This window comes from Microbacterium sp. Bi98 (assembly GCF_918698045.1).
GTDB lineage: Bacteria > Actinomycetota > Actinomycetes > Actinomycetales > Microbacteriaceae > Microbacterium.
In genome coordinates this window covers 530396-552284 of the sequence record NZ_CAKKLK010000001.1, presented here as the reverse complement: position 1 = coordinate 552284, position 21889 = coordinate 530396, and the positions used below count along the sequence as shown (strand labels likewise).

General features: G+C 69.3%; 19 protein-coding genes. 4 read left to right on the top strand and 15 right to left on the bottom strand.

The annotated features are described in order from the left end of the window. Positions 1-4: 4 nt before the first annotated feature. Genes LQZ85_RS02700 through LQZ85_RS02685 form a run of 4 tightly spaced genes read right to left on the bottom strand, consistent with a single transcriptional unit; the run spans position 5 to position 5558 of the window. The gene (locus tag LQZ85_RS02700; protein ID WP_230100524.1) at positions 5-2305 is read right to left on the bottom strand and encodes a glycoside hydrolase family 3 N-terminal domain-containing protein; all 2301 of its coding nucleotides are present in this window, start codon (positions 2303-2305) and stop codon (positions 5-7) included. A 58-nt stretch (positions 2306-2363) separates the two neighbouring features. Continuing rightward, positions 2364-3254 carry a carbohydrate ABC transporter permease gene (locus LQZ85_RS02695; RefSeq protein WP_056279587.1) on the bottom strand — a complete coding sequence of 297 codons (891 nt, stop codon included), beginning with the start codon at positions 3252-3254 and terminating at the stop codon, positions 2364-2366. Continuing rightward, positions 3251-4282, bottom strand: a complete 1032-nt coding sequence (locus LQZ85_RS02690) for a sugar ABC transporter permease (protein WP_230100415.1) — start codon at positions 4280-4282, stop codon at positions 3251-3253. Before LQZ85_RS02690 ends, LQZ85_RS02695 begins: the two co-directional genes overlap by 4 nt. After that, on the bottom strand, positions 4263-5558 hold the full coding sequence (locus LQZ85_RS02685) for an extracellular solute-binding protein (protein WP_056279589.1): 1296 nt from the start codon (positions 5556-5558) through the stop codon (positions 4263-4265). The genes LQZ85_RS02690 and LQZ85_RS02685 overlap by 20 nt, the downstream gene beginning before the upstream one ends. Before the next feature lie 163 nt (positions 5559-5721). On the opposite strand from LQZ85_RS02685, the gene LQZ85_RS02680 reads away from it, so the two are divergent. Beyond that, a complete protein-coding gene (locus LQZ85_RS02680; protein WP_230100414.1) occupies positions 5722-6720 on the top strand; it encodes a LacI family DNA-binding transcriptional regulator in 999 nt (332 codons plus the stop codon). Here LQZ85_RS02680 and LQZ85_RS02675 read toward each other — a convergent pair. The 6 genes from LQZ85_RS02675 to LQZ85_RS02650 all read right to left on the bottom strand — a co-directional run bounded on the left by LQZ85_RS02675 (position 6698) and on the right by LQZ85_RS02650 (position 13606). After that, on the bottom strand, positions 6698-7585 hold the full coding sequence (locus tag LQZ85_RS02675) for a PaaX family transcriptional regulator C-terminal domain-containing protein (protein ID WP_072591741.1): 888 nt from the start codon (positions 7583-7585) through the stop codon (positions 6698-6700). The genes LQZ85_RS02680 and LQZ85_RS02675 overlap by 23 nt on opposite strands. After that, complete coding sequence (locus tag LQZ85_RS02670) at positions 7575-8840, bottom strand: aminotransferase class V-fold PLP-dependent enzyme (RefSeq protein ID WP_056279591.1); 1266 nt, start codon at positions 8838-8840, stop codon at positions 7575-7577. The genes LQZ85_RS02675 and LQZ85_RS02670 overlap by 11 nt, the downstream gene beginning before the upstream one ends. Position 8841: 1 nt before the next feature. Next, the gene (locus LQZ85_RS02665) at positions 8842-9900 is read right to left on the bottom strand and encodes a hypothetical protein (protein ID WP_056279593.1); all 1059 of its coding nucleotides are present in this window, start codon (positions 9898-9900) and stop codon (positions 8842-8844) included. After that, positions 9900-10754: a tryptophan 2,3-dioxygenase family protein gene (locus tag LQZ85_RS02660; RefSeq protein ID WP_053097603.1), complete on the bottom strand. Its 855-nt coding sequence runs from the start codon at positions 10752-10754 to the stop codon at positions 9900-9902. Before LQZ85_RS02660 ends, LQZ85_RS02665 begins: the two co-directional genes overlap by 1 nt. 99 nt (positions 10755-10853) lie before the next feature. Then, entirely contained in the window at positions 10854-12569 is a 1716-nt protein-coding gene (locus tag LQZ85_RS02655; protein WP_056279595.1) for an amidase, read from the bottom strand. After that, positions 12566-13606: an agmatine deiminase family protein gene (locus tag LQZ85_RS02650; protein WP_056279597.1), complete on the bottom strand. Its 1041-nt coding sequence runs from the start codon at positions 13604-13606 to the stop codon at positions 12566-12568. Before LQZ85_RS02650 ends, LQZ85_RS02655 begins: the two co-directional genes overlap by 4 nt. 91 nt (positions 13607-13697) lie before the next feature. Here LQZ85_RS02650 and LQZ85_RS02645 point away from each other — a divergent pair, with 91 nt between their 5' ends. Continuing rightward, a complete protein-coding gene (locus tag LQZ85_RS02645; protein ID WP_230100413.1) occupies positions 13698-14423 on the top strand; it encodes a TetR/AcrR family transcriptional regulator in 726 nt (241 codons plus the stop codon). Positions 14424-14432: 9 nt separating this feature from the next. Then, positions 14433-15806, top strand: a complete 1374-nt coding sequence (locus LQZ85_RS02640; RefSeq protein ID WP_053097599.1) for an aminotransferase class V-fold PLP-dependent enzyme — start codon at positions 14433-14435, stop codon at positions 15804-15806. Between the two features lie 39 nt (positions 15807-15845). On the opposite strand, the gene LQZ85_RS02635 is transcribed toward LQZ85_RS02640, so the two are convergent. Together LQZ85_RS02635 and LQZ85_RS02630 are read right to left on the bottom strand one after the other, a co-directional pair. After that, positions 15846-16901 (bottom strand): alpha/beta hydrolase, encoded by a 1056-nt coding sequence (locus tag LQZ85_RS02635; RefSeq protein ID WP_230100412.1) that lies wholly within the window; start codon positions 16899-16901, stop codon positions 15846-15848. A gap of 108 nt (positions 16902-17009) precedes the next feature. Next, the gene (locus LQZ85_RS02630; RefSeq protein ID WP_053097597.1) at positions 17010-17534 is read right to left on the bottom strand and encodes a TetR-like C-terminal domain-containing protein; all 525 of its coding nucleotides are present in this window, start codon (positions 17532-17534) and stop codon (positions 17010-17012) included. Between the two features lie 82 nt (positions 17535-17616). Between LQZ85_RS02630 and LQZ85_RS02625 the strand changes: the two genes are divergently transcribed. Beyond that, on the top strand, positions 17617-18327 hold the full coding sequence (locus LQZ85_RS02625) for an MBL fold metallo-hydrolase (RefSeq protein ID WP_230100411.1): 711 nt from the start codon (positions 17617-17619) through the stop codon (positions 18325-18327). Here the strand turns inward: LQZ85_RS02625 and LQZ85_RS02620 are convergent. Genes LQZ85_RS02620 through LQZ85_RS02610 form a run of 3 tightly spaced genes read right to left on the bottom strand, consistent with a single transcriptional unit; the run spans position 18324 to position 21648 of the window. After that, positions 18324-18875 carry a cysteine hydrolase gene (locus tag LQZ85_RS02620; protein ID WP_230100410.1) on the bottom strand — a complete coding sequence of 184 codons (552 nt, stop codon included), beginning with the start codon at positions 18873-18875 and terminating at the stop codon, positions 18324-18326. The genes LQZ85_RS02625 and LQZ85_RS02620 overlap by 4 nt on opposite strands. Further along, complete coding sequence (locus LQZ85_RS02615; RefSeq protein WP_056279607.1) at positions 18872-20317, bottom strand: cytosine permease; 1446 nt, start codon at positions 20315-20317, stop codon at positions 18872-18874. Before LQZ85_RS02615 ends, LQZ85_RS02620 begins: the two co-directional genes overlap by 4 nt. Positions 20318-20364: 47 nt before the next feature. Continuing rightward, positions 20365-21648: a M18 family aminopeptidase gene (locus tag LQZ85_RS02610; RefSeq protein ID WP_230100409.1), complete on the bottom strand. Its 1284-nt coding sequence runs from the start codon at positions 21646-21648 to the stop codon at positions 20365-20367. Positions 21649-21889: the final 241 nt, after the last annotated feature.

The window sequence follows — 21889 nt, the reverse complement described above, 5'->3', positions numbered from 1 at the left end:
CGCCTCACACGATCTCGAGCCGGGCGACCGTCTCCTCCTCGTCACAGGCGCCGCCGACCCACAGGCGTACGGCTCCTGCTTCGACCCGCTTGACGCCGTCGAGCCCGGTGAAGGCCAGCCGGTCGATGGGCACGTCGAACTCGACGATCTGCTCGGCGCCGGGCGCGAGCGCGACCCGCCGGAAGTCCAGCAGCTGGGCGACCGGACGGGTCACGCTCGCGACCTCGTCGTGCGCGTAGAGCTGCACGACGTCCGTCGCGGCGATCTCGCCGGTGTTGCGCACGCGCACCGTCGCCCGGAAGTTCTCCCCCGAGGTGACCGATGCGGGTGCGGTGAGCTGATCGTGGGCGAAGGTCGTGTAGCTGAGACCGAAGCCGAAGGGCCGCACGGGCGTCGAGTCGGCGCTCGTGACATCCGTGAGCCCGCCCAGCACGGGGTGCAGATACGAGTACGGCTGCGCTCCCGCTGAACGCGGCAGCGATACCGGCAGCCGACCCGACGGAGCGACGCGACCGCTCAGCAGCCGTGCGATCGCGGGGCCGCCCTCCTCGCCGGGGAAGAACGTCTGCAGCACAGCCGCGGGGATGCCCGCGGCTGCCTCGTTCGCCACGGCCGAGCCGTCGACTGCTCCGAGGCCGGTCATGGTCCCGGCGGCGCCCGCACGGGTCGGCAGCGCCCAGTCGAGGACGTACGGACGTCCGGTCATCGCGATGAGGATCACAGGAGTGCCGGTCGCGACGACGGCCTCGACCAGCTCGCGCTGGACGCCGGGGAGCTCGAGGTCCTCGACGTCGTTGCCCTCGCCCACGGTGCCTCGTCCGAAGAGGCCGGCGCGATCGCCCACCACGACGACGGCGACGTCGGCAGCGGAGGCGGCGTCGACCGCGGCGGGGATGCCGGAGCGATCGGAGCCCTCGACATCGCATCCGATCGCCGAGACGATCTCGGCGGCGGGGAACTCGTCGCGCAGCGAGCCGGCGACCGTCGGCAGATCGATGCCTGCGGGGGTGTCGGGGTGATGCGCGAGCACATGGTTGACGAACGAGTAACACCCCATCAGCGCTTCGGCGCTGTCGGCGTTCGGCCCGATCACGGCGATCCTGGCGGTGGTCGAGGGCGCGAGCGGCAGGGATCCGTCGTTGCTCAGCAGCACGATCGACTCCTCGGCGAGACGGCGCGCGAGCGCACGGTGCTCTGCCGGATCCAGGTCGATCGCGGTCGGAGGGGTGTCGAAGTCGGCATCCAGCAGCCCGAGCTCCTCCTTCTGCGCGAGCACCCGGCCCACGGCCCTGTCGAGGATCTCGACCGGGAGCCGACCGTCCCGCACCTGATCGGCGAGCGTGACGAAGGCGTCGGGCGAGGGCAGCTCGACATCGATTCCCGCTGTGAGCGCGAGCCTGGCGGCGTCCGCTGAGTCCGCGGCTGCGCGGTGCATGCTGTAGAGGAAGTCGACCGCGAAGTAGTCCGACACGACCACTCCGTCGAACCCCCAGCGATCGCGCAGGATGCCGGTCAGGTAGTGCGCGTCTGCCGTGACGGGAACGCCGTCGATGTCGACGTACGAGTTCATCACGCTGCGGGCGCCGCCCTCGTCGATCGCCATCTCGAACGGCGGGAGCAGCACGTCCTCGATCTCTCGCACGCCCGCGCTCACGGGCGCGTGATTGCGTCCGGCCTTCGAGGCGGAGTATCCGATGAAGTGCTTCAGGGTCGCGTGCACGCCCTCGGACTGGAGGCCGCGGACATACGCCGTGCCCACCCGGCCGACGACCAGCGGGTCCTCGGCGATGCACTCGTCGACCCGGCCCCAACGGGGGTCGCGGATGACGTCGAGCACGGGAGCGAGGCCCTGATGGATCCCGAGTGCGCGCATCGATGATCCGACCGCTCGGCCCACCTCCTCGACGAGCTCGGGGTCGAACGCGGCGCCCCAGGCGAGCGGCGTCGGGAAGGTCGCTGCCTTCCAGGCGGCGAGACCGGTCAGGCACTCCTCATGCACGATGGCGGGGATGCCGAGTCTGGTCTGCTGCTTCAGGCGGCGCTGCTCGGCCCACAGCCACTCGGCGCGTTCCACAGGGTCGACCGGACGCGTGCCGTACACCCGGGTGAGGTGACCGATCCCGTGCTCCGAGGCGTCCTCGTAGCGGGTCGAGCTCTTCTTCTCGCCCGACATCGGCGCGACGACCTCGACGCCCTGGTCCACCCAGAAGCCGACGAGCTGCGCCTGCTTCTCCTCGAGGGTCATCCGCGCGAGGAGCTCCTCGACGCGGGGCGAGCGCGGCGCGGCGCCTGCGTACTGCGACATCTTGTTCTCTTTCTCGTTCTCGTTCTCGTCGACGTGCGGGGTCGCGACGGCGACCGTGTCAGCCCTTGACAGCACCGGTCAGCCCTCCCACGATCCGCCGTTCGAACAGGCTGAAGAAGATCAGCGCAGGGATCATCGACAGGGAGGTGAATGCCAGCACTTTCGCGGTGTCGACCGAGTACTGCGAGGCGAACGACTGCACGCCGAGCGGCAAGGTGAACGCCGAGGCGTCGTTGAGGATGAACAGCGGCAGCAGATAGCCGTTCCAGCTGCCGATGAACGCCAGGATGCCGGTCGTGATCACTCCCGGCAGGGAGAGCGGCAGCACCATCCGCCAGAAGAACCCGATGCGGCTGCATCCGTCGATGAACGCGGCCTCCTCGATCTCATCGGGGATCGCCCGGAGGAACGGCACGAGGATGATGATGGTCGTCGGCAGGGCGAAGGCGATCTGCGGCAGGATCACTCCGCCGAGCGAGTTCATCAGCCCGAGACTGCGCACCACGATGTACAGCGGCGTGATCGCCACGGTCAGCGGGAACATCAGGCCCGCGGCGAAGAAGGCGTAGAGCACGCCGCGACCGGCGAACCGGTATCGAGCGAGCACGTATGCCGCCATCAGCGCGAGAGCGACGGTGCCCACGGTGGTCGCGAGGGCGACGATCGTCGAGTTGCCCACGAGCCGCCAGAACACGTCGCCGGTGAGGACGTCGAGGTAGTTCGACACCACCCAGGGAGACGGGAACCCCGACGGGTCGGTCGTGATCTGCGCGTTCGTGCGGAACCCGCCGGTGATGATGTATGCGATGGGCGCGAGCATCAGTCCGACGGCGATCAGCGCGACGAAGTACACGGTCGGATGCGCCCACGGGAGCTTCGGCGTGGCGGTTCGACCCGGGCGTCCGAGACGTGCGGGTCGCTGGGTGACGAGCACCGAGGTGGCGGTCATCGGACGTACTCCTTCTGTGTGGTGGCGTCTGCACCGGAGTCGGCGTCTGGGTTTGCGACGGCATCCTGCGGGACGGCATCCTGCGACGCGCGCGACCGGGAGCCGCGCTTGCGACCCGAGGCACCCGTGAGGGCGCCGTCGGTGTCCTTGCGCAGCACCGCACGCTGATAGATGAGAGCGACCACGAGCGAGATGAGGAACAGGACGACCGCGACCGCGTTGCCGTAGCCGTAGTTGCCGGCGTTGCGGCCTTCGGAGACCATGTAGGTCGCCATGGTCGACGTACCCGCGGTGGAAGCGATGTACTGGCCCCAGATGATGTAGACGAGGTCGAACAGCTGCAGTGAGCCGATGATCGACAGGAACGCCCAGATGCGCAGAGTCGGCGCCAGGAGCGGCAGAGTGATGCGCCACTGGATCTGCCAGTAGGACGCGCCGTCGATCGCCGCCGCCTCGTGCAGCTCCTCCGGGATGCCCTGGAGGCCTGCGAGGAACAGGATGACCGCGAAGCCGATGTACTTCCACGTGATGATGGCCATCAGCGTCCAGATCGCGATGCCGGGATCCGACAGCCAGTCGGTGGCGAGGAACCCGAGGCCCATGTTCGTCAGCATCGCGTTGATCGCGCCGTTGGTCTGCAGCATCAGGCTCCACCCCGTGCCCACGACGACCTCGGAGATCACGTACGGGACGAAGGTCAGCACGCGGATCAGCGACTGGCCGCGCATCTTGCGGTTGAGCAGCAGCGCCAGCACGATGGCGATCGGGCCCTGGAGCACGAGGGAGAACACCAGGATGAACCCGTTGTGCGCGAGCGCGTCGTGGAACAGCGGGTCCTGGAGGATCGTGAGGTAGTTCTTCAGTCCGACGAAGTCGGTGGGAGGGCCGTAGCCCTGCCAGCTGAAGAACCCGTAGTACGCCGCCATCAGCACCGGGAAGATGACGAAGGCGAGGAACACGAGCAGGGCGGGCCCGGCCAGAAGGATCACTTCCAGCCGGGCACGCATGTCACGCTTTCGCTGCGGCATCCTGCACAGCCTTGACGAGGTCTTCCGCGCTGCTGTTGCCGGCGAGCAGGTCGACCACGGCGACGTTCAGCGCGTTGCCCACGTTCTGGCCGTAGACGGTGTCGAGCCACTGCGTCGCGTAGGGGGCAGCGTTGTACGCCTCGAGGATCGTCTGCAGGTAGGGCTCGGTGACGGCCTCCTGAGCGACCGTGTTGACGGGCGGGGCGTTGAACGCCTTGTAGTACGCGGTCTGCACGTCCGAGGTGCCGATGTAGTTCAGGAAGTCGACGCAGGCGTCCGGTGCATCCACCGAGCACGAGTAGCCGTCGACGCCACCCATCATGGAGCCGGGTTCGCCGTCTCCGCCCTCGACCTCGGGGAACGGGAACCAGCTGAGGTCGGCCAGCGGCTTCTGATCAGGGGTGAGCGAGCCGATCACGCCGGGGTTCCAGGCGCCCATGAGCTCCATGGCGGCCTGGTGGTTCGCGATGAGGCCGGCCGAGCTGCCCGCGCCCTGCTGTGCGGGAGTCGTCAGGAATCCGGAGTTGAAGGGCTCGGTCTCGGCGAACGCCTGCAGGTCCTCACCGGCACGCACCCAGCAGTCGTCGCTGAAGTCCATCTCGTCCGCCGCGGCGGCGAGGGTGTCCGAGCTGCATTCGCGCAGCGCCAGCCAGTAGTACCAGTGCGCGGCGGGCCAGGCGTCCTTGGCGCCGAGTGCGATCGGGTCGATCCCCTCCGCCTTCAGCGCCTCGGTGGCGACCTCGAGCTCCTTGAGGGTCGTCGGGTTCTCGGTGATGCCGGCCTGGTCGAAGAGGTCCTGGCTGTAGAAGAGGCCGCCGGGCAGCACGGCGACGGGCATGGCGTAGATCTTGCCGTCAAGGCTGTTCGCCGAGTACGACGCATCGGGGATCTCGTCGGCGGCCGGGCCGTCGATGGCGTCGGTCAGATCCTTGAGCTGGCCGGCTTTGACCATCGCCGCCATCTTGCCGCCACCGCGCTGCAGGAAGATGTCGGGGGCGTCGCCGGAGTTGAGGGCGGTCTGCAGCTTGCCGTCGAGATCCTCGTTCTGGATCGACTGGATGTCGATCGTGACGCCCGGGTTGTCCTTCTCGAAATCCGCGACGGTCTGTTCCCAGAACTCCACTCCGGGGCCCGTCGTCGAGTTGTGCCACAGGGTCATGCTGGTGTCGCCGCCGTCTCCGGAGCCGGACGAGTCCGCGGTGCAGCCCGAGAGCGCGAGCGCTCCGACGGCCAGGACCGTGACTGCGGAGGCGAGGGGGAGCCTTCTGCTGTTCATGTGATCGTTCTCCTCATCGAGTTGCGCGCCGCGTCACTGCGGGGCGCCTGCGGACACTCTGGTGAGACCGCAGTGGCATGAGTCTCCGGCGGACGCGCTCGATCGTCAAACGTTTTCGAAAACAGTTTCCATCGCGATCGGCGGGAGACTACGCTGGCGTCTCATGGGGGCACGCACGACGATCCATGACGTCGCGAAAGCGGCGGGAGTGTCTGTGTCGACCGTCTCGAAGGCGGTGAACGGCCGGTACGGGATCGCGGATGCCACGGTGCAGCGCGTACTCGACGCGGTGAAGGAGCTCGGCTACGAGTCGAGCCTCGTGGCGAGCAGCATGCGCGCGCGGCGCACCGGTGTGATCGGCGTGCTGCTGGCGGACTTCGAACCCTTCAGCGCCGAGATCCTGAAGGGCGTCGGCTCGGCCGTGCACGACACCTCCTTCGATCTGCTCGCGTACAGCGGCTCCCACCTCGGCGCGGGCGACGGATGGGAACGCCGATCCCTGAGCAGGCTCTCCGGCACGCTGATCGACGCCGCGATCATGGTCACGCCCACGGTCGTCAGCGCCGGCACCGAGATCCCCGTCGTCGCGATCGACCCGCACACGGGCCGGGCCGACCTGCCCACGGTCGAGTCGGACAGCTTCGGAGGCGCGCTCGTCGCGACCAGACACCTCATCGAACTGGGCCACCGCCGCATCGGCTTCCTCGCCGGTCGCCCCGACCTGCGCTCGGCCGGGCTGCGCGACGCCGGGTATCGCAGGGCACTGTCGGACGCGGGGATCCCCCTCGATCCGTCCCTCATCGGTGTTGGTCGCTACGAGCTCGACGCGACCAGGGAATCCGCCCGCATCATGCTGAGCGGCGACTCGCGTCCCACGGCGATCTTCGCCGCCAACGACCTCTCCGCGATCGCGGTCATCGATGTCGCCCACCAGCTTGGTCTGCGGGTGCCCGACGATCTGTCGGTGATCGGATTCGACGACGTGCCGGAGGCCACCAGAAGGGCGCTGCCGCTCACGACCATCCAGCAGCCGATGCGGCGACTCGGCGCGGTCGCGGCTGACATGGTGTTCACGCTGCTCGCGGGGCAGGAGGTCGACGAGATGCACGTGATCCTGCCGACGCGGCTGGTGGTGCGGGCTACGACCGCCCCGCCGCGGTGAGCTCGGCGCCGGTCGCGGAGCTTCCGGCCGCGGAGTGTCGCGTGACGTCGCGCACACGCCGCCACGCGGCATCCGACAGCTCTGTCGACAGCCTCTGGAACTCGGCGACGCTGCGCCGACCGGGCCACTCGGCCGGCAGCATCGACGGCGGCAGCCCCGGATCGACGTAGGGCAGCACTCGCCAGCGGTCGAGCAGCTGCACATACGCGGCGAACGGCGCGGTGGGCAGCGTCGCGAGCGAGGCCTGGAACGCGAGGTGCTCGGCGCGCAGCGACTCGAGGTCCCACCAGTCGGCGGCGGCCTCGGGCAGTGTGCGGGCCGTCGTCGGCGTGCCGGCCTGGAACAGGGTCACCCACTCGCTCGCTTCGAGGTCGTCGACGATCTCCTGCACCTCGCCCTGCAGATGCCCCGGACAGATCCAGAGCGCAGGAGAGACGACACCCGCCCCGATCCACTGCAGGCGCCGGCGAAGCTGGTGCCGGGTGGCTCGCGCGCTCTCGGGCATCGAGAACGAGATGAGGCACCAGCTGTCGGCATCCGTCATCTCGCGCATCTCGAAGATGCGCCGATCGCCGCGCTCGAGCATCGTCGCGGCATCCGGATTCAGCAGATACCCGGCCGCGTGCCTGCGCTCGGCGAGCAGTAGTCCCTTCTGCTTGAGACGGGTGACGCCGGTGCGCGCCTGCGCCGTGGGGATCCCGAGATCGCCCGCGAGGGCGACCAGGTCGGCCGTCGAGATCCAGCCGCCGAGAGGTCGCAGATACAGCCCGACCAGAGTGCGCAAGAGGGAGGCGGTGCTGCCGGGGCGCGCATCGATGTCATCGAGCACGGGGCCTGTGGTCGCCTCTGCGCGGTCAGCGGTCATGCGACTCCAGCGCGTCGCGCACGGCGAGGACGCCGGTGAGCGTCTCGACATACGACGTGCTGAGAGGGGAGACCCCCAGACGGATGCCGTCGGGGAAGCGGAAGTCGGGGATGATGCCGTCGGTCCACAGTCGCTGCGTCACCGCGCGGAAGTCGGGGTGGCCGATGGTCACGTGGCTTCCGCGCTGTGCGGCGTCGCGGGTGCTGAGCAGGCGCACGCCGAGAGGCGCGAGCACCTCGTCGTGGGCGCGGACCGCGAAATCGGTGAGCGAGAGCGACTTCTCACGGATCGCCTCGACCGACGCCTGCTCGATGAGGTCGAGCATGCCCTGCATCGCGAGCATCGAGGTGATCGGGGGAGTGCCGCTGAGCAGCTGACGGATGTCGCCGGCCGGCTCGTACTGCGGACCCATCGCGAAGATGTCGGCGGCGCTCCACCACCCCTGGATCGGCTGGCGCAGCACGCCCTGATGCTCGCGCCGCAGGTAGGCGAACGCGGGGGAGCCAGGGCCGCCGTTGAGGTACTTGTAGGTGCACCCGACGGCCATGTCGACGCCCCAGTCGTCGAGCTGCATGGGGATCACGCCGGCCGAGTGGCACAGATCCCACATCATCAGCGCGCCGACCTCGTGCACCGCGGTGGTGATCGCCGGCATATCGGCGAGGGCGCCGGAGCGGTAGTCGACGTGGCTCAGCGACACGAGCGCCGTCTTCGCAGAGATCGCAGCGACCACATCGGCCATCTGCACCCCGAGCACCGGATCGGGCTCGATCCACCGCACCGTCATGCCGGTCTCGGCGGCGACGCCCTCGGCCATGAACCGGTCGGTCGGGAAGTTGCCCGCCTCGATGACGAGCTCGGTGCGCGAGGGGTCGGCGGTGGCGGCCGCGCGCATCAGCTTGTAGATCAGCACGCTGGTCGAGTCGGCGACCACGGTCTGACCCGCGGCGGCGCCGAGGGTGACACGTCCGATGCGATCGCCGAGCTCCATCGGAAGGGTCATCCACTGCTCGTCCCACGAGCGGATCAGGCGGGTGCCCCAGTCGTCGCGCACGAATGCGGCGAGCTTCTCGGGGGTGTCCTTCAGGGGCCGGCCGAGCGAGTTGCCGTCGAGGTAGGCGCCGACACCGGGCGCTTCGGCGAAGGCGGAGAGGTGCGAGTGCAGCGGATCGGCCGCGTCGAGAGCCTGCGCGAGGTCGAGGAGGGTGCTGTCAGCGGTCGGAGCGGCGGTCGTGGTCTCGGGTGAGTCGGTCATGTCATGCCTTCAGATCGGCGCTGGTCAGCGGGCGGGCGAGTGTCGGGTCGGCGTCGGTGCCGGGGAGTCTCAGGAGCAGAGCGGCGGGATCGAGCGGGTCCTGTGGCGCGAGAGCGCGCAGGAGGTCATCGCCCGCGATGCCTGCCTCGCGGAGCGCTGCGAGCTCGGCGGGGTTCAGGCCCACGGGCGTCGGACCGTTGCCCATGTCGGTGCCGTAGAGCACCATTCCGCCGGCGGCGTGGAAGCGGCGGACGTTGTCGACCGCGGTGGCTCGCTCGTCGCTGTCTGCATCGTGGATCGCGAGCGTCGAGATCCACGAGACGGATGCCGCCTGTCGGGCGATCTCGTCGTCGGCGAGCCGTTCGGTGAACGGTGCATGGGCGAGACGGGCGGCCCCGAGGCGAGCGGCGCGCTGCGCCTGGCCCGGTCCCTCGGCATGGGCGACCACGGACAGCCCGCGGGCCGAGGCGGCGTCGACGATCGTGCGGAACAGGTCGTCGTCGAAGACGGGGCCCGCGGTGGCGTTGCTCGCCACCTTGATGCAGGATGCTCCGGCATCCGCCATCGCGGTGACGGCCGCGCGCGCCGTCTCTGCGTCCGTGATCTCGCGGAAGGATCCTGTGGGGGCCCAGTCGCGGTCACTCGGGTACCCGCCGACGGGAGTGAGGAATGCGCCGGCGAAGTCGACCTGGACACGGTGCGAGGTGTCGGTTCGCCGGAACTCCGGAACCCCCGCGTCGGCTCGGCGGACATCCGCAGAATCCGGGATGGTGTGGCGCAGATCTCCAAAGTCGTGGGGCGACGATGCCCGGGACAGTGCTCCGATGACGGCCGGGTCCGCCCCGAGGTCGACCACGCGGCCCAGGGTCGAGCTCGCGAGCAGCGTGTGGTCGACGAGCTGAAGGTGCACGTGGTGGTCGGTGAAGCCGCCGATGACCACGCCGGCCAGACGGGGCAGATCGCCGGCGGGAGGCTCGGCGCGGAGCCGCATCCGCTCGCCGTCGCGGTCGATGATGCCGTCGCGCCATCCTTCGCCGTCGAAGAAGGTCGCCGCGTGCATCAGCCGCCGATCTCGGTGCGCACGGTGTAGAGCTCGGGGAAGAACGTCAGGTCGAGGGCGCGCTGCAGGAAGCCGACTCCGCTCGAGCCGCCGGTGCCGACCTTCATGCCGATCGTGCGCGCGACGGTCTTGAGGTGACGGAAGCGCCAGAACTGGAAGTTGTCCTCGAGGTCGACGAGGTCTTCGCACGCTTCATACAGATCCCAGTGCTGCTGGTGGTTCTGGTAGATCTCGCGGATGGCCGGCACGAGTGCGGGCGTCTCGCGGTAGGGGAGACGCACGTCCCGGTCGAGGATCTCGGTCGGGATCGGGAGGCCGCGTCGCGAGGCGTAGCGCAGGAACTCGTCATAGAGCGTCGGCTTGTGCCATTCGGCGGTGAGCAGCGCGAGGTTCGCGGGGTGGTCGCTGAAGACGCTCAGCATCTTCTCGTTCTTGTTGCCCAGCGCGAACTCGACGGCGCGGTACTGCACCGACTGGAAGCCGGAGGAATTGCCGAGCGCTCCGCGGAACTGCGCGTATTCGGTGGGCGTGAGCGTCGCGAGGATCGCCCACTGCTGGGTCATGACGTCCTGGATGCGCTTGACCCGCGCGACCCTCTTCAGCGCCTCACGGAGGTCGTCGCTCGCGAGCAGCTGGCGTGCGGACGACAGCTCGTGCAGCAGCTGCTTGAGCCAGAGCTCGGTCGTCTGGTGCTGGATGATGAACAGCAGCTCATCATGGTGCTCCGGGACGCTGACGGGATTCTGGGCAGTGAGCAGCTGGTCGAGCGACAGATACGACCCGTACGTCATGCGTCCGGACAGATCGGTGACGATGCCGGCCTCGAGCTCGCGCTCGTTGTTCTCGGTGCTCATGGGTCGCTTCCTGTCGTGACGGACAGGAAGAACATATAACAATCGTGGCGAGCGTCACAATAGTGAAATGTCGCGCGGTGGGACCGGCTTCCGCCGGGGTCAGAGCCTCGGCGTGCGCAGCGGGGGAGTACGCCGCTCGCCGGGCGCGCCGACGGCTTCGAACCCGGCCGCGAGTCGCAGCAGCGACGAGTCGTCGTAGGCGCGGCCGGCGAACGTCAGGCCGATCGGCATGCCGATGTCGGCCATCAGACCCATCGGCACCGTCACGGTCGGAATGCCGAGATGACGGATGGTCAGGTTGCCGTTCGCGATCCAGGTGCCGTTGCGCCAGCCGAGGTCGGCGGATGACTCGTTCACATCCATGTCAGCCGGCCCGACGTCGGCCACCGCGGGGAAGACGACCGCGTCGAGCTCGAGCTCGTCCATCCACTGCTCGAGGTCGACCCGGCGGGTCTCCTCGAGTCCGCGGAGGCCGTCCGGCAGCTCGGGCATGTCCTCGAATCCGACGCCGGGGTTCTCGCGCACCCATTCCGGGTACTCGGCGATGTCGTCGTCGAAGCCGGTGTAGCGGTCGGGCAGCGCACCCTCAGGGTGGGGGAAGATCGATGCCCCGTCGACCTCCGCGAGAGTGTGCAGCCGCGGGTCGCCGTTCGCCTGCAGGAAATCCTCCCAGGCCCAGGCCGACAGGTCGACGATCTCGCGGTGCAGGTACTCCGGCGTGACGAGCCCGCGGGTGGCGATGGTCGGGGCGCCGGGTCGATCGCCCTCGTAGTTCGACACCACCGGGAAGTCCACGTCGACGACCGTCGCGCCGGCCGCCTCGAGGCTCCGTCGGGCCGCCTGCCACCGGTCGATCACGGACGGACGCGTCGCGATGCGCCGGCCGGTCGGGCCGCCGATGCCCGCATCGTCGGCGGTGCCGGCGTCGGAGTCGGCGTTGATGTACATGCGCGGGATTCCGATGCGAGCGCCGTCGAGAGCTGCCGCCGCATCGGTGGAGAGCGCGCGGTACGACGCGGGGCGGACCTCGGAGGACTGCGGCAGTGACACCCACGGCTGTGCGCGCCAGAAATCGCCGCGGACCTCGGCGTCGTCGGCGACGATCACATCGAGCACCTCGAGAAGATCGGCCATGGTGCGGGTGTGCGGCACGACGACATCCATCGTCGGCACGAGCGGCCAGTTGCCCCGCGTCGAGATGACGCCTCGTGAGGGCGTGTAGGCGCACAGGGCGTTGTTCGTGGCCGGGCCGCGACCGCTCGACCAGGTCTCCTCGCCCAGACCGAACGCGCCGAAGCTGGCAGCCGTCGCCGTGCCCGAGCCGTTCGACGACCCGGAGGCGAAGGGCGCGGTGAGGAAGTCGGCGTTGTAGGGGCTCTCGGCGCGGCCGTAGACGCCGCGCTGCATGCCGCCGTTCGCCATCGGCGGCATGTTGGTCAGCCCGAGGCAGATCGCGCCTCCCGACCGCAGGCGCTCGATCGTGAACGCGTCGCGCTGCGCGACGAGGTCGGCGAAGGCGGGGCTGCCGGCGGCCGCCGTGAGCCCTCGCACGAGATAACTGTCTTTCGCCGTGTACGGGATGCCGTCGAGCGGCCCCCGCGTCTCGCCACGGGCACGTCTCGCGTCCGATGCCTCGGCCTCCGTGCTCGCCTCGGGATTCGCGACGACGATCGCGTTCAGAGCCGTGTCCGTATCGGGGCCGTCGTAGGCGGCGATGCGCGCGAGGTAGGCGTCGACCAGTTCGACGGAGGTGGCGGCGCCCGTCTCCAGCGCTCGTCGCAGGTCGGCGATCGACGCCTCGACCACGTCGATCATGCGGACACCCCCACACTCGGCTGCTGCTGGGTGATGCAGTGGATGCCGCCGCCGCGGTCGAACAGCGGGCGCGCGTCGACGGTGACGACCCGGCGGCCGGGATAGGCGTCGGCGAGGATGGCCCTCGCGGCGGCATCCGCCTTCTCGTCGCCGAACCCGCACGCGACGACGCCATCGTTGGTGACCAGATGGTTGACGTAGCTCCAGTCCACGAACCCCTCGCCGTCGCGCAGGGTCGCGGGCGCGGGCAGGTCGACGATCTCGAAGCGGCGACCGGCGGCATCGGTCTGATCGCCGAGGTGCGCGCGCAGCTCGCGGGTGACCTCGTGGTCGGGGTGCGCGGGATCCTGCTGATCGTGCAGCAGCAGCCGACCGGGGGAGACGATCGTCGCCACGATGTCGACGTGGCCGTTCGTGCCGAAGTCGTCGTAGTCGCGGGTGAGGCCCCGGGGCAGCCACACGGCCTTCGAGGTGCCGAGAGTGCGGGCCATCTCGGCCTCGACGCGGGCCTTGTCGGCGTAGGGGTTGCGGCGCGGATCGAGCTGCACGGTCTCGGTGAGCAGCACGGTGCCCTCGCCGTCGACGTGGATTCCGCCGCCCTCGTTGACGAGGGTCGAGCTCACGAGCTCGGCGTCGACGGCCCCGGCGATGATGCGCGCGTGCTGCGCCGCCTTCTGCCACTGCGCCCAGGCCGGTGCGCCCCACCCGTTGAAGATCCAGTCCACCGCGCCGAGCACGCCGGGTCGCTCGTCGTCGATGACGAACGTCGGCCCGGAGTCGCGCATCCAGAACTCGTCGACCGGCGCCTCGACGATGTCGATGGCACCGCTGAGCATCCGCCGGGCGCGGGCGATCTCCGCCGGGTCGACGATCATCGTGACCGGCTCGAACTCGGCGACCGCATGGGCGACGGCGGTCCAGGTCTCGTAGCCCTCGTCGCGCTCGGCCGCCGTCTCGCCGAGCGTCGGCCCCTCGGCGGGGAACGCCATCCAGGTGCGGTCGTGCGGTGCGGTCTCGGCGGGCATGTGCCAGGCCATGGTTGTCTCCCTCGCTGCTGATCACGACCTCGGCAACGAGAGTCGCCGTCACTATTGAACACGCGATCAACGAGTGATACGGTAACCCGTGATGAAGACCACGTCAAGAGCCGCCGCACCGCGCAGGCTGCCGCCGGAGGAGCGCGAACGCTCGATCCTCGACGGCGCCGTATCGCTCGCCTCGGAGAGCGGCCTCGAGGCCCTCACCGTGCGAGCCGTCGCTGCGCGGGTCGGCGTCACACCCGCTCTCGTCGCCCACTACCGGCCCGTGATGGAGTCGTTCGTCGCCGAGGTCTTCACGACGATCGTCGCGGCCGAGCGCGAAGAGGTCATCTCCTCCTACGACCCGACTGTCGACCTGCGCACGAATCTGCTGCGTCTCATCGAGACGCTGCTCGACGACTCGCGCGACGACGTGGCGATGGTGTGGGTGCAGTCGTGGGCGCTCGGAGCCCGCAACGAGGCGCTCGGCACCCGGGTGCGCACCGAGATGGACCTCTGGCACAGCGCCCTCGAAGACCTCATCGCCCGGGCGATCGCCGAAGATCCGGCAGTGCGGGTCGATCCCGATTCGTCGGCGTGGATGCTGCTCGCCATGGTCGACGGGATGAGCGCCCACTCGCTGGTGCACTGGGCGCCGCGCGATCGGGCCGCACTCGCTCGCCGCACCCTCTCCGCCGTGCTCGATGTCCCCGTGACGGACGTGCCGGAGCCTCCCGTTCCGGTGTCGGACGATCTCGAGCCCGCCGCAGCACGACGGGCAGCACAGCCCGCACAGCCCGCACAGCCCGCACAGCCCGCAGAAACCCTCAGGTAAGGACAGCTCATGGGAGCAGAACGCATGCACGCGGCCTCGGCCGAATCGACGGCGATCGTCGATGCAGTGCTCGACTACTCGCGCCGGCGGATGCTCGCGGCCGATGTGCCGCTCGACAAGCCCCAGTCGCCCGCCGAGCTCGACCGTCTGGTCGGCACGACGATCACCGATGCGGGTCTCGGATCGCAGCGGGCGCTCAGCGTGTTCGAGCACATCCTCGCTCCCGCCTGCCTGACGACGAGCCACCCGGCGTATCTGTCGTTCATCCCGACGGCGCCGACCATCGCGTCGATCGCGTTCGACCTCGTGGTCTCGGCATCCGGCCTCTATGGCGGCAGCTGGCTCGAGGGCGCAGGAGCCGTGCATGCCGAGAACGAGGTGCTGTCGTTCCTCGCCTCCGAGTTCGGCCTTCCCGACACCGCGGGTGGGGTGTTCGTGCAGGGTGGCACGATCGGCAACCTGTCGGCACTCGTCGCGGCGCGCGAGGCGGCGAAGGCGAAGCTGCTCGACGCGGGCAAGGAGCTGCCTCGTCGCTGGAAGATCGTGTGCAGCGTCGAGGCGCACTCCTCGAACAAGTCGGCGGCGAAGGTCATGGACGCCGACGTGCTGCTCGTGCCGGCCGGAGACGACGGCGTGCTGAGGGCGGACGCGGTGCGCGACGCACTCGCCGAGCACGGCGACGAGATCTGCGCTGTGGTCGCCACCGGCGGCTCGACCAACTTCGGCATCGTCGACGACATCGCCGGCATCGCCGCGCTGAAGGACGAGTTCGACTTCTGGCTGCACATCGACGGCGCGTATGGGCTGACCGCCATGCTGGCCCCCGAGGCTCGGGGTGTCTTCGCCGGGGTGGAGCGAGCCGACTCGGTGATCGTCGATCCGCACAAGTGGCTGTTCGCGCCCTTCGACTGCTGCGCGCTGATCTACCGCGACCCCGATGCGGGTCGTCGCGCGCACACCCAGCACGCCGAATACCTCGACACGCTCACCGACGCGGGCGACTTCAGCCCGTCGGACTACTCGATCCAGCTCACCCGGCGCCCCCGGGGGTTGCCGCTCTGGTTCTCGCTCGCGACGTACGGGGTGACGGCGTATCGCGAGGCCGTGAGCGCGACGCTCGCTCTGACGCAGCGGATCGCCGCCGAGATCGCCGCGCGGCCCGAGCTCCGTCTCGTGCGCGACCCGCAGCTGTCGGTCGTCGTCTTCGAACGCGAGGGCTGGGAACGCGGCGACTACGACCGGTGGTCCGACGAGCTCCTGGACTCGCAACGCGCGTTCGTCGTGCCGAGCTCGCACGGAGGCCGCCCGAACACCCGCTTCGCGATCCTCAACCCGCTCACCACGTTCGACGACCTCGTCGGCATCCTCGACACGATGAAGTAGGCAGCGGGACACGAAAGACGGTCCGCCGATCCCGCCCCGTCAGCGGGTGGTGTGCGCGTCCAGGAAGTCGATGGTCTTCTGCAGGGCCGTCTGCGCATCCGGCATGTCGAGATGGAACTGGTATTCGTGGGGCAGCTGCGGCTCGTGCGGCGCAGGCCAGAAGAGGGTCGTCACGTCGACGCCGAGCGCGTCGAGCCGCTGGGCCATGGGGATCGACTGCAGCCAGGTGAGACCGTCGCCGTTGCCGCCCGAGATGTAGGTCGTCGGGAAGTCCTCGGTGACCCAGTCGATCGTCGACATCGTGGCACCGGTCGAGTCCTCGGCCCAGGTCTTGGTGCCTGAGTACGCCCACATCGAGGTCTTCAGCCCCCAACCGGCGATGCCGTCGAGCGTCGCGAGTGCGGCCAGGTCGTAGACGCCGCAGTTCAGCACGGTCGCCACCACCTGCTCGGCCTCGAGCGCCGGGGTGACGTCCATGGTCTCGGCGTAGTCGGGGCTCGTGATGAGCGTCGCCATCTGACTGGCCAGCTGACCTCCGGCGGAGTCGCCCGCGAGCACGATCTGGGTCGGGTCGACGCCCAGCTCGTCGGCGTGCGCGTCGATGTAGGCGAGCGCGTCGTTGAGCTGGTGCACGGCGAGCGGATACACCCCTTCGGGTCCGATCGTGTAGTTCACGGCGATGGTCGTGTAGCCCTCCGCAGCGAGGATCCGCATGTACGGGTCGACGTTCTCCTTCGATCCCGAGATCCAGGCGCCGCCGTGAATCCAGACGACGGTCGGAAGCGGGCCCGTGGCGGATGCCGGTGTGAAGACGTCCATCGTGGTGTCGGCGCCTCCGTCCGCATACGCGAGATCGAGTTTCTCGGTGAGTTCGGTGTCGGGCACGTGCTTGTCCATCTCGGCGGCAGTCTCGTCGCCGCCGCGGGTGAACACCGCGCGGATGGCCATCGCGGACGGCCAGGGGGTGAGCGCGCCGATGATCGTCACCACGGCGACGACGATCAGCACGATTCCGACCGCCACCTTCGTGCGATGCCAGGGGCGACGACCCTTCGTCGGGTGGACGGATCCGTCGTCGTGCGCGCTCGCGGTCATGGAAACCCCTCTCCGCGCATCATCTTGGCAGTATTCCGGTTGCTCTTCGGCGCAGCCGCTCGCCGAGCGGTGAGATCGGCAGGCCACCGAGCGGGGTGCTCCGACCTCTCAGGCGGTCAGTCCCGCGAGTATGCGCTCCACCGCGTAGTCGAACGCCTCGTCGACGTCGCCGCCCAGACGGAAGGCTCCGGCGAGTTCCATCTGCAGGAACCCGGTCGCCCAGGAGGTGAAGAGCCGGGCCGCATCGAGCGCCCGATCCGGCCCGACGAGAGCGGCGCATGAGCGCAGCACCGGAACAGACGTCCGGTGCAGGGCGTCTTCGGGCGCGGAGGCGGTGAACAGCAGGCGGAACGCGTGCGGGCGTTCGTGCGCGAAGGTGCGGTAGGCGGAGGCGAGGAGGGGGAGCTCGTCGCCTGCGGCGTCGAGCCTGACCGTCAGCGCGTCGGCCGAGGCCTCCGCCACTGCGGAGAGCAGAGCGTCACGATCGCGGATCCGCTTGTAGAGGGAAGGTGCGCGGACGCCCACCCGCTCGGCGACCGCCTGCATGGTGAGTCCCGCGGGTCCGGCGGATTCGAGGATGTCGCGACCGGCGTCGATGATGGCCGCCAGCGAGGTTCGTTCGGGGGTCGGCATCCGGGTCTCCTTCATGGCTATTGACATTAGCTATGATAGCTACGTAGTCTAGCCATCATAAGCCACCGCGAAGGGAACGGCCATGAAGCTCGCACCGCACCTGCATCGACTCGGCAACGACATCGTCGCGTCATACCTCATCGATCTGCCCGAGGGGATCACGCTCGTCGACGCCGGGCTGCCCGGCCACTGGAACGATCTGCAGCGCACCCTCGCAGAACTGGGGCGCCCGCTCTCCGACATCCGGGGTCTCGTCCTGACCCACGGCGACAGCGACCACATCGGGTTCGCCGAGCGGCTGCGCAGCGAAGCAGGCGTGCCGATCTTCATCCACAGCGCCGACGCGCACCGCGTGCGCACGGGTGAGAAGCCGAAGACCCCGATGGGACCCGCTCGCGTCGGTCCACTGCTCGGCTTTCTCGCCTATGGCGTGCGCAAGAACGGGCTGCGCACGCGCCATGTCACCGACGTCATGACGGTCGCCGACGGCGAGGTGCTCGACCTGCCGGGATCTCCGGTCATCATCGGGATGCCGGGACACTCGCCGGGCAGCATCGCGGTGCACATTCCCGCAGCGGACGCGGTGTTCGTCGGCGACGCCCTCACCACGCGCCATGTGCTGACGGGGCAGGTCGGTCCTCAGCCCGCGCCGTTCACGGATGAGCCGACCGAGGCCATCGCGTCTCTCGACAGGCTGGCTGCCGTGTCGGCATCATGGGTGCTGCCCGGGCACGGAGCTCCGTGGCGGGGGTCGCCCGCCGACATCGCGGCCGCGGTGCGCGCGGAGATCTAGAGACCCGACAGCACGGAGGCGGTGTCGCTGATCGTGATCTGCGGCGGGTAGAGACCCATCACCTGCATCGCAGCCGCATGATTCTCCGCCGTCGATCCCGCGCAGGCGTCGCCGACCACGGTGACGTGCGCTCCGGCATCCGCTGCGGCCAGTGCGGTCGAGATGACGCAGCAGTCGGTCGCGACACCCGTCAGCACGACGTGCGCCCCTCGGCCGACGACCGCCTCGATCTCTGTGCCCCACTTGCCGAAGGTCGGCAGGTCGAGAGTCGGATGCGGCGACAGCCCGGCCGCGTCGGGGACGAGGTCGAACAGTGGATCCGTCGGCGGCTGGTCGGCGAACGGCCACGCGGCGAAGTAGGCGCCCCAGGAGGTCGAGCGGTCTGCCGTCGGCATCCAGCGCGTGACGATCACGCGGTCGCCGAAAGCCGTGGCCAGCTCGCGAATGCGCGGCATCGTGTCGGCGAAGAACGGCGATCCCCACGCAGATCCGGGCGACGCGAAGATCTGCTGAGGATCGATCACGATCAGCCAGGGACCGTCGCTCACGCCGAGGCCTCCTGCGCGCGGATCTTTCCGGCCCGGGCGAACCAGGTCACGACGAACGACAGCACGAGGGCGAAGAAGACCCCGAGGTTCGCATACGCCCAGTCGCCGTCGACACCCCCGACGAGGCCGAGCAGGTAGCCCTGCCAGTTGTTCCATGGCGCCGCATCCGCGAATCCGTTGAGCACGAAGCCCCAGCCGATCACGCTCGCGATCACCATCGTGCCGATCGAGATCCAGTCCCACGCGCCGTAGCGGCCGCGGCTGTCGAAGAGCGCCTCGTCGTCGTAGTCCTTCTTGCGGCGCAGGATGTCGGCGATCAGGATGCCGGCCCATGACGCCAGCGGCACGCCCAGCGTGATGAGGAAGCTCTGGAACGGACCGAGGAAGTCGGTCGCGAAGAACACCACGTAGATCGTGCCGATCGTGAGGATCACGCCGTCGATCGCCGCCGCGGACGGGCGGGGGATGCGGATGCCGAGGCTCAGCAGCGTGAGGCCCGAGGAGTAGATGCCCAGCACCGCGCCGGAGACGAGCGCCAGCACGGCGGTGAGCAGGAACGGAACGAGCACCCAGATGGGCAGGATCGTCGCGAGCGCGCCAATCGGGTCGGCGGCGATCGCCGCGCTGAGCTCGTCGTCGGATCCGGCGAGCAGCAGACCGAAGATGACGAGGATCACGGGAGCCACCGAGCCGCCGATCGTGTTCCACAGGACGATCGCTCCGTCGGATGCCGTGCGCTTCTGGTATCGCGACCAGTCGGCGGCGATGTTGATCCAGCCGAGGCCGAAGCCGGTCATGACCATGACGAGAGCGCCGGTGACCTGGCCGATCCCGCCGTCCGGACGCGCGAGGACGGCCGCCATGTCGATGCTCGGAGCGGCGAGGACGATGTAGAGCACCGTCACGATGCCGGTGACCCAGGTGAGCACCGACTGCAGCTTCATGATCGTGTGATAACCGAGCACGGATGCCGCGACGATGAGTGCGGCGACGATCACTGTGGCGGTGATCTTCAGCGCGATGCTGTCGCCGTCACCGCCGAGCTGCGTGATGACGGTGGCCGTGGCGAGCACGGCCATGATGGCGAGGAACGTCTCCCAGCCGATCGACGTCAGCCACGAGACGATGCCCGGAACCTTCTGCCCCTGCACGCCGAACGCCGCACGGGACAGCACCATGGTGGGCGCCGAACCGCGCTTGCCGGCGATCGCGATCAGTCCGCACAGCAGGAACGACACGACGATGCCGATGATCGACACGAGGGTCGCCTGCCAGAACGAGATGCCGAAGCCCAGCACGAACGAGCCGTACGACATGCCGAACACCGACACGTTCGCCGCGAACCACGGCCAGAAGAGGTCGCTCGGCTTCGCGGTGCGCTCGGATTCGGGGATGATCTCGATGCCCGCGCGCTCGATGAGAGCAGGCTTGATGTCCGTCATGCCATCATCCTGGCACTGCGCAGGGCCCGCGAGGGCGTCGGCAGGGCTCAGCCGGCGAAGAAAGCTCCGGCGACGCGGGTGAGGTCGTGCAGGTCTGAGACGCCGGCGAGCTCGCGCGCCGAGTGCATCGACAGGATCGGGATGCCGACGTCGACCGTGCGGATGCCGAGACGCGTGGCCGTGATCGGGCCGATCGTCGAGCCGCACGGCACGTTGTTGTTCGACACGAACTCCTGCGTGACCACGTCGGCGGTCTCGCACCAGCCGCGCCAGGCGGCGGAGCCGACGGCATCCGTCGCATAGCGCTGGTTGGCGTTGAGCTTGAGGATCGGTCCCGAGCCGAGCACCGGCTGCACGACGGGGTCGTGCTTGTGCACGTAGTTCGGGTGCACCGAGTGGCCCACGTCGCTCGACAGGCACCACGACGCGGAGAACGCGCGTCGACGCTCGGAGGCGTCGGCGCCGAGCGCGTCGTAGACGCGGCCGAGGATGTCTTCGAGCAGGGGGCCGCCCGCGCCGGAGCGGGAGTTGGAGCCCAGTTCCTCATGGTCGAACGCCGCGAGGATCGCGATCGGTCCGCTGACGGCCGTATCGATCTTCTCGAGCGCGACGACGCCGGCGTGCACCGAGGCGAGGTCGTCGAGTCGGCCGGAAGCGAAGAACGCGCGGTCCTTGCCGAAGATCGCGCCGCGCGCTGTGTCGGCGATCACGACGTCGTAACCGCGGATGTCGGATGCCGAGACGCCGGCCGAACCGGCGAGCTCGGCCAGGATGTCCTCCTGGGTCGGGTCGCCGAGGCCCCAGACCGGCTGCGTCTGGAACTGCTTGTCGAGCGCGAGGCCCGTGTTCGCCTCGCGGTCGAGGTGGATCGCGAGCTGGGGAAGCCGCAGCAGCGCTCCCGTGTCGGCGAGCACCACGCGTCCGTCGGCGAGGGCCAGCCGTCCGGCGAGACGCAGCTCGCGGTCGAGCCACGAGCTCAGCAGCGGACCGCCGTACACCTCGACGGCCGCCTGCAGCCAGCCCCTCGAACCGGTCGTCGGCTGCGGCTTGAGCTTGAAGCCGGGGGAGTCGGTGTGAGCACCCAGGATGTGAGCGGGCGTGGTCGCGGTGGCGTCCCCCGGAACCGTCCACGCGATCGCGGCACCGTCTCGTACGACGACATAGCGTCCGCCGGGGGCGACATCCCAGGCCTGATCCTCTTCGAGCCGCGTGAAACCGGCATCCGCGAGGCGCCTGGCCACCTCGGCGGCGGCGTGATAGCTCGAGGGCGAGGCGGCGACGAAGTCGGCGAGATCCTCGGCGTGGGCGAGAGCGTCCGGGGTGACGGGCATGAGCGACCTTCCTGCAGGGGCGGTCCTTCGATCGTAATCGGCGACTCGATGCGCGATCTCCGCGACGGTCGGATGGCGGTCGTTCACCTTCTCGTCACCATCGGCCGGTACGGTCGATCTCGATAGCGCCTAGGGTTCCGGGGTTCGTCCCGTCTGGTCCGAGCGGCGCCACGGTGCTCCTCCGCAGGAGCGCCGTCATCTGACAGGACAAAAGCCCGGAGGACCCTGTTCGTCGCGCCCG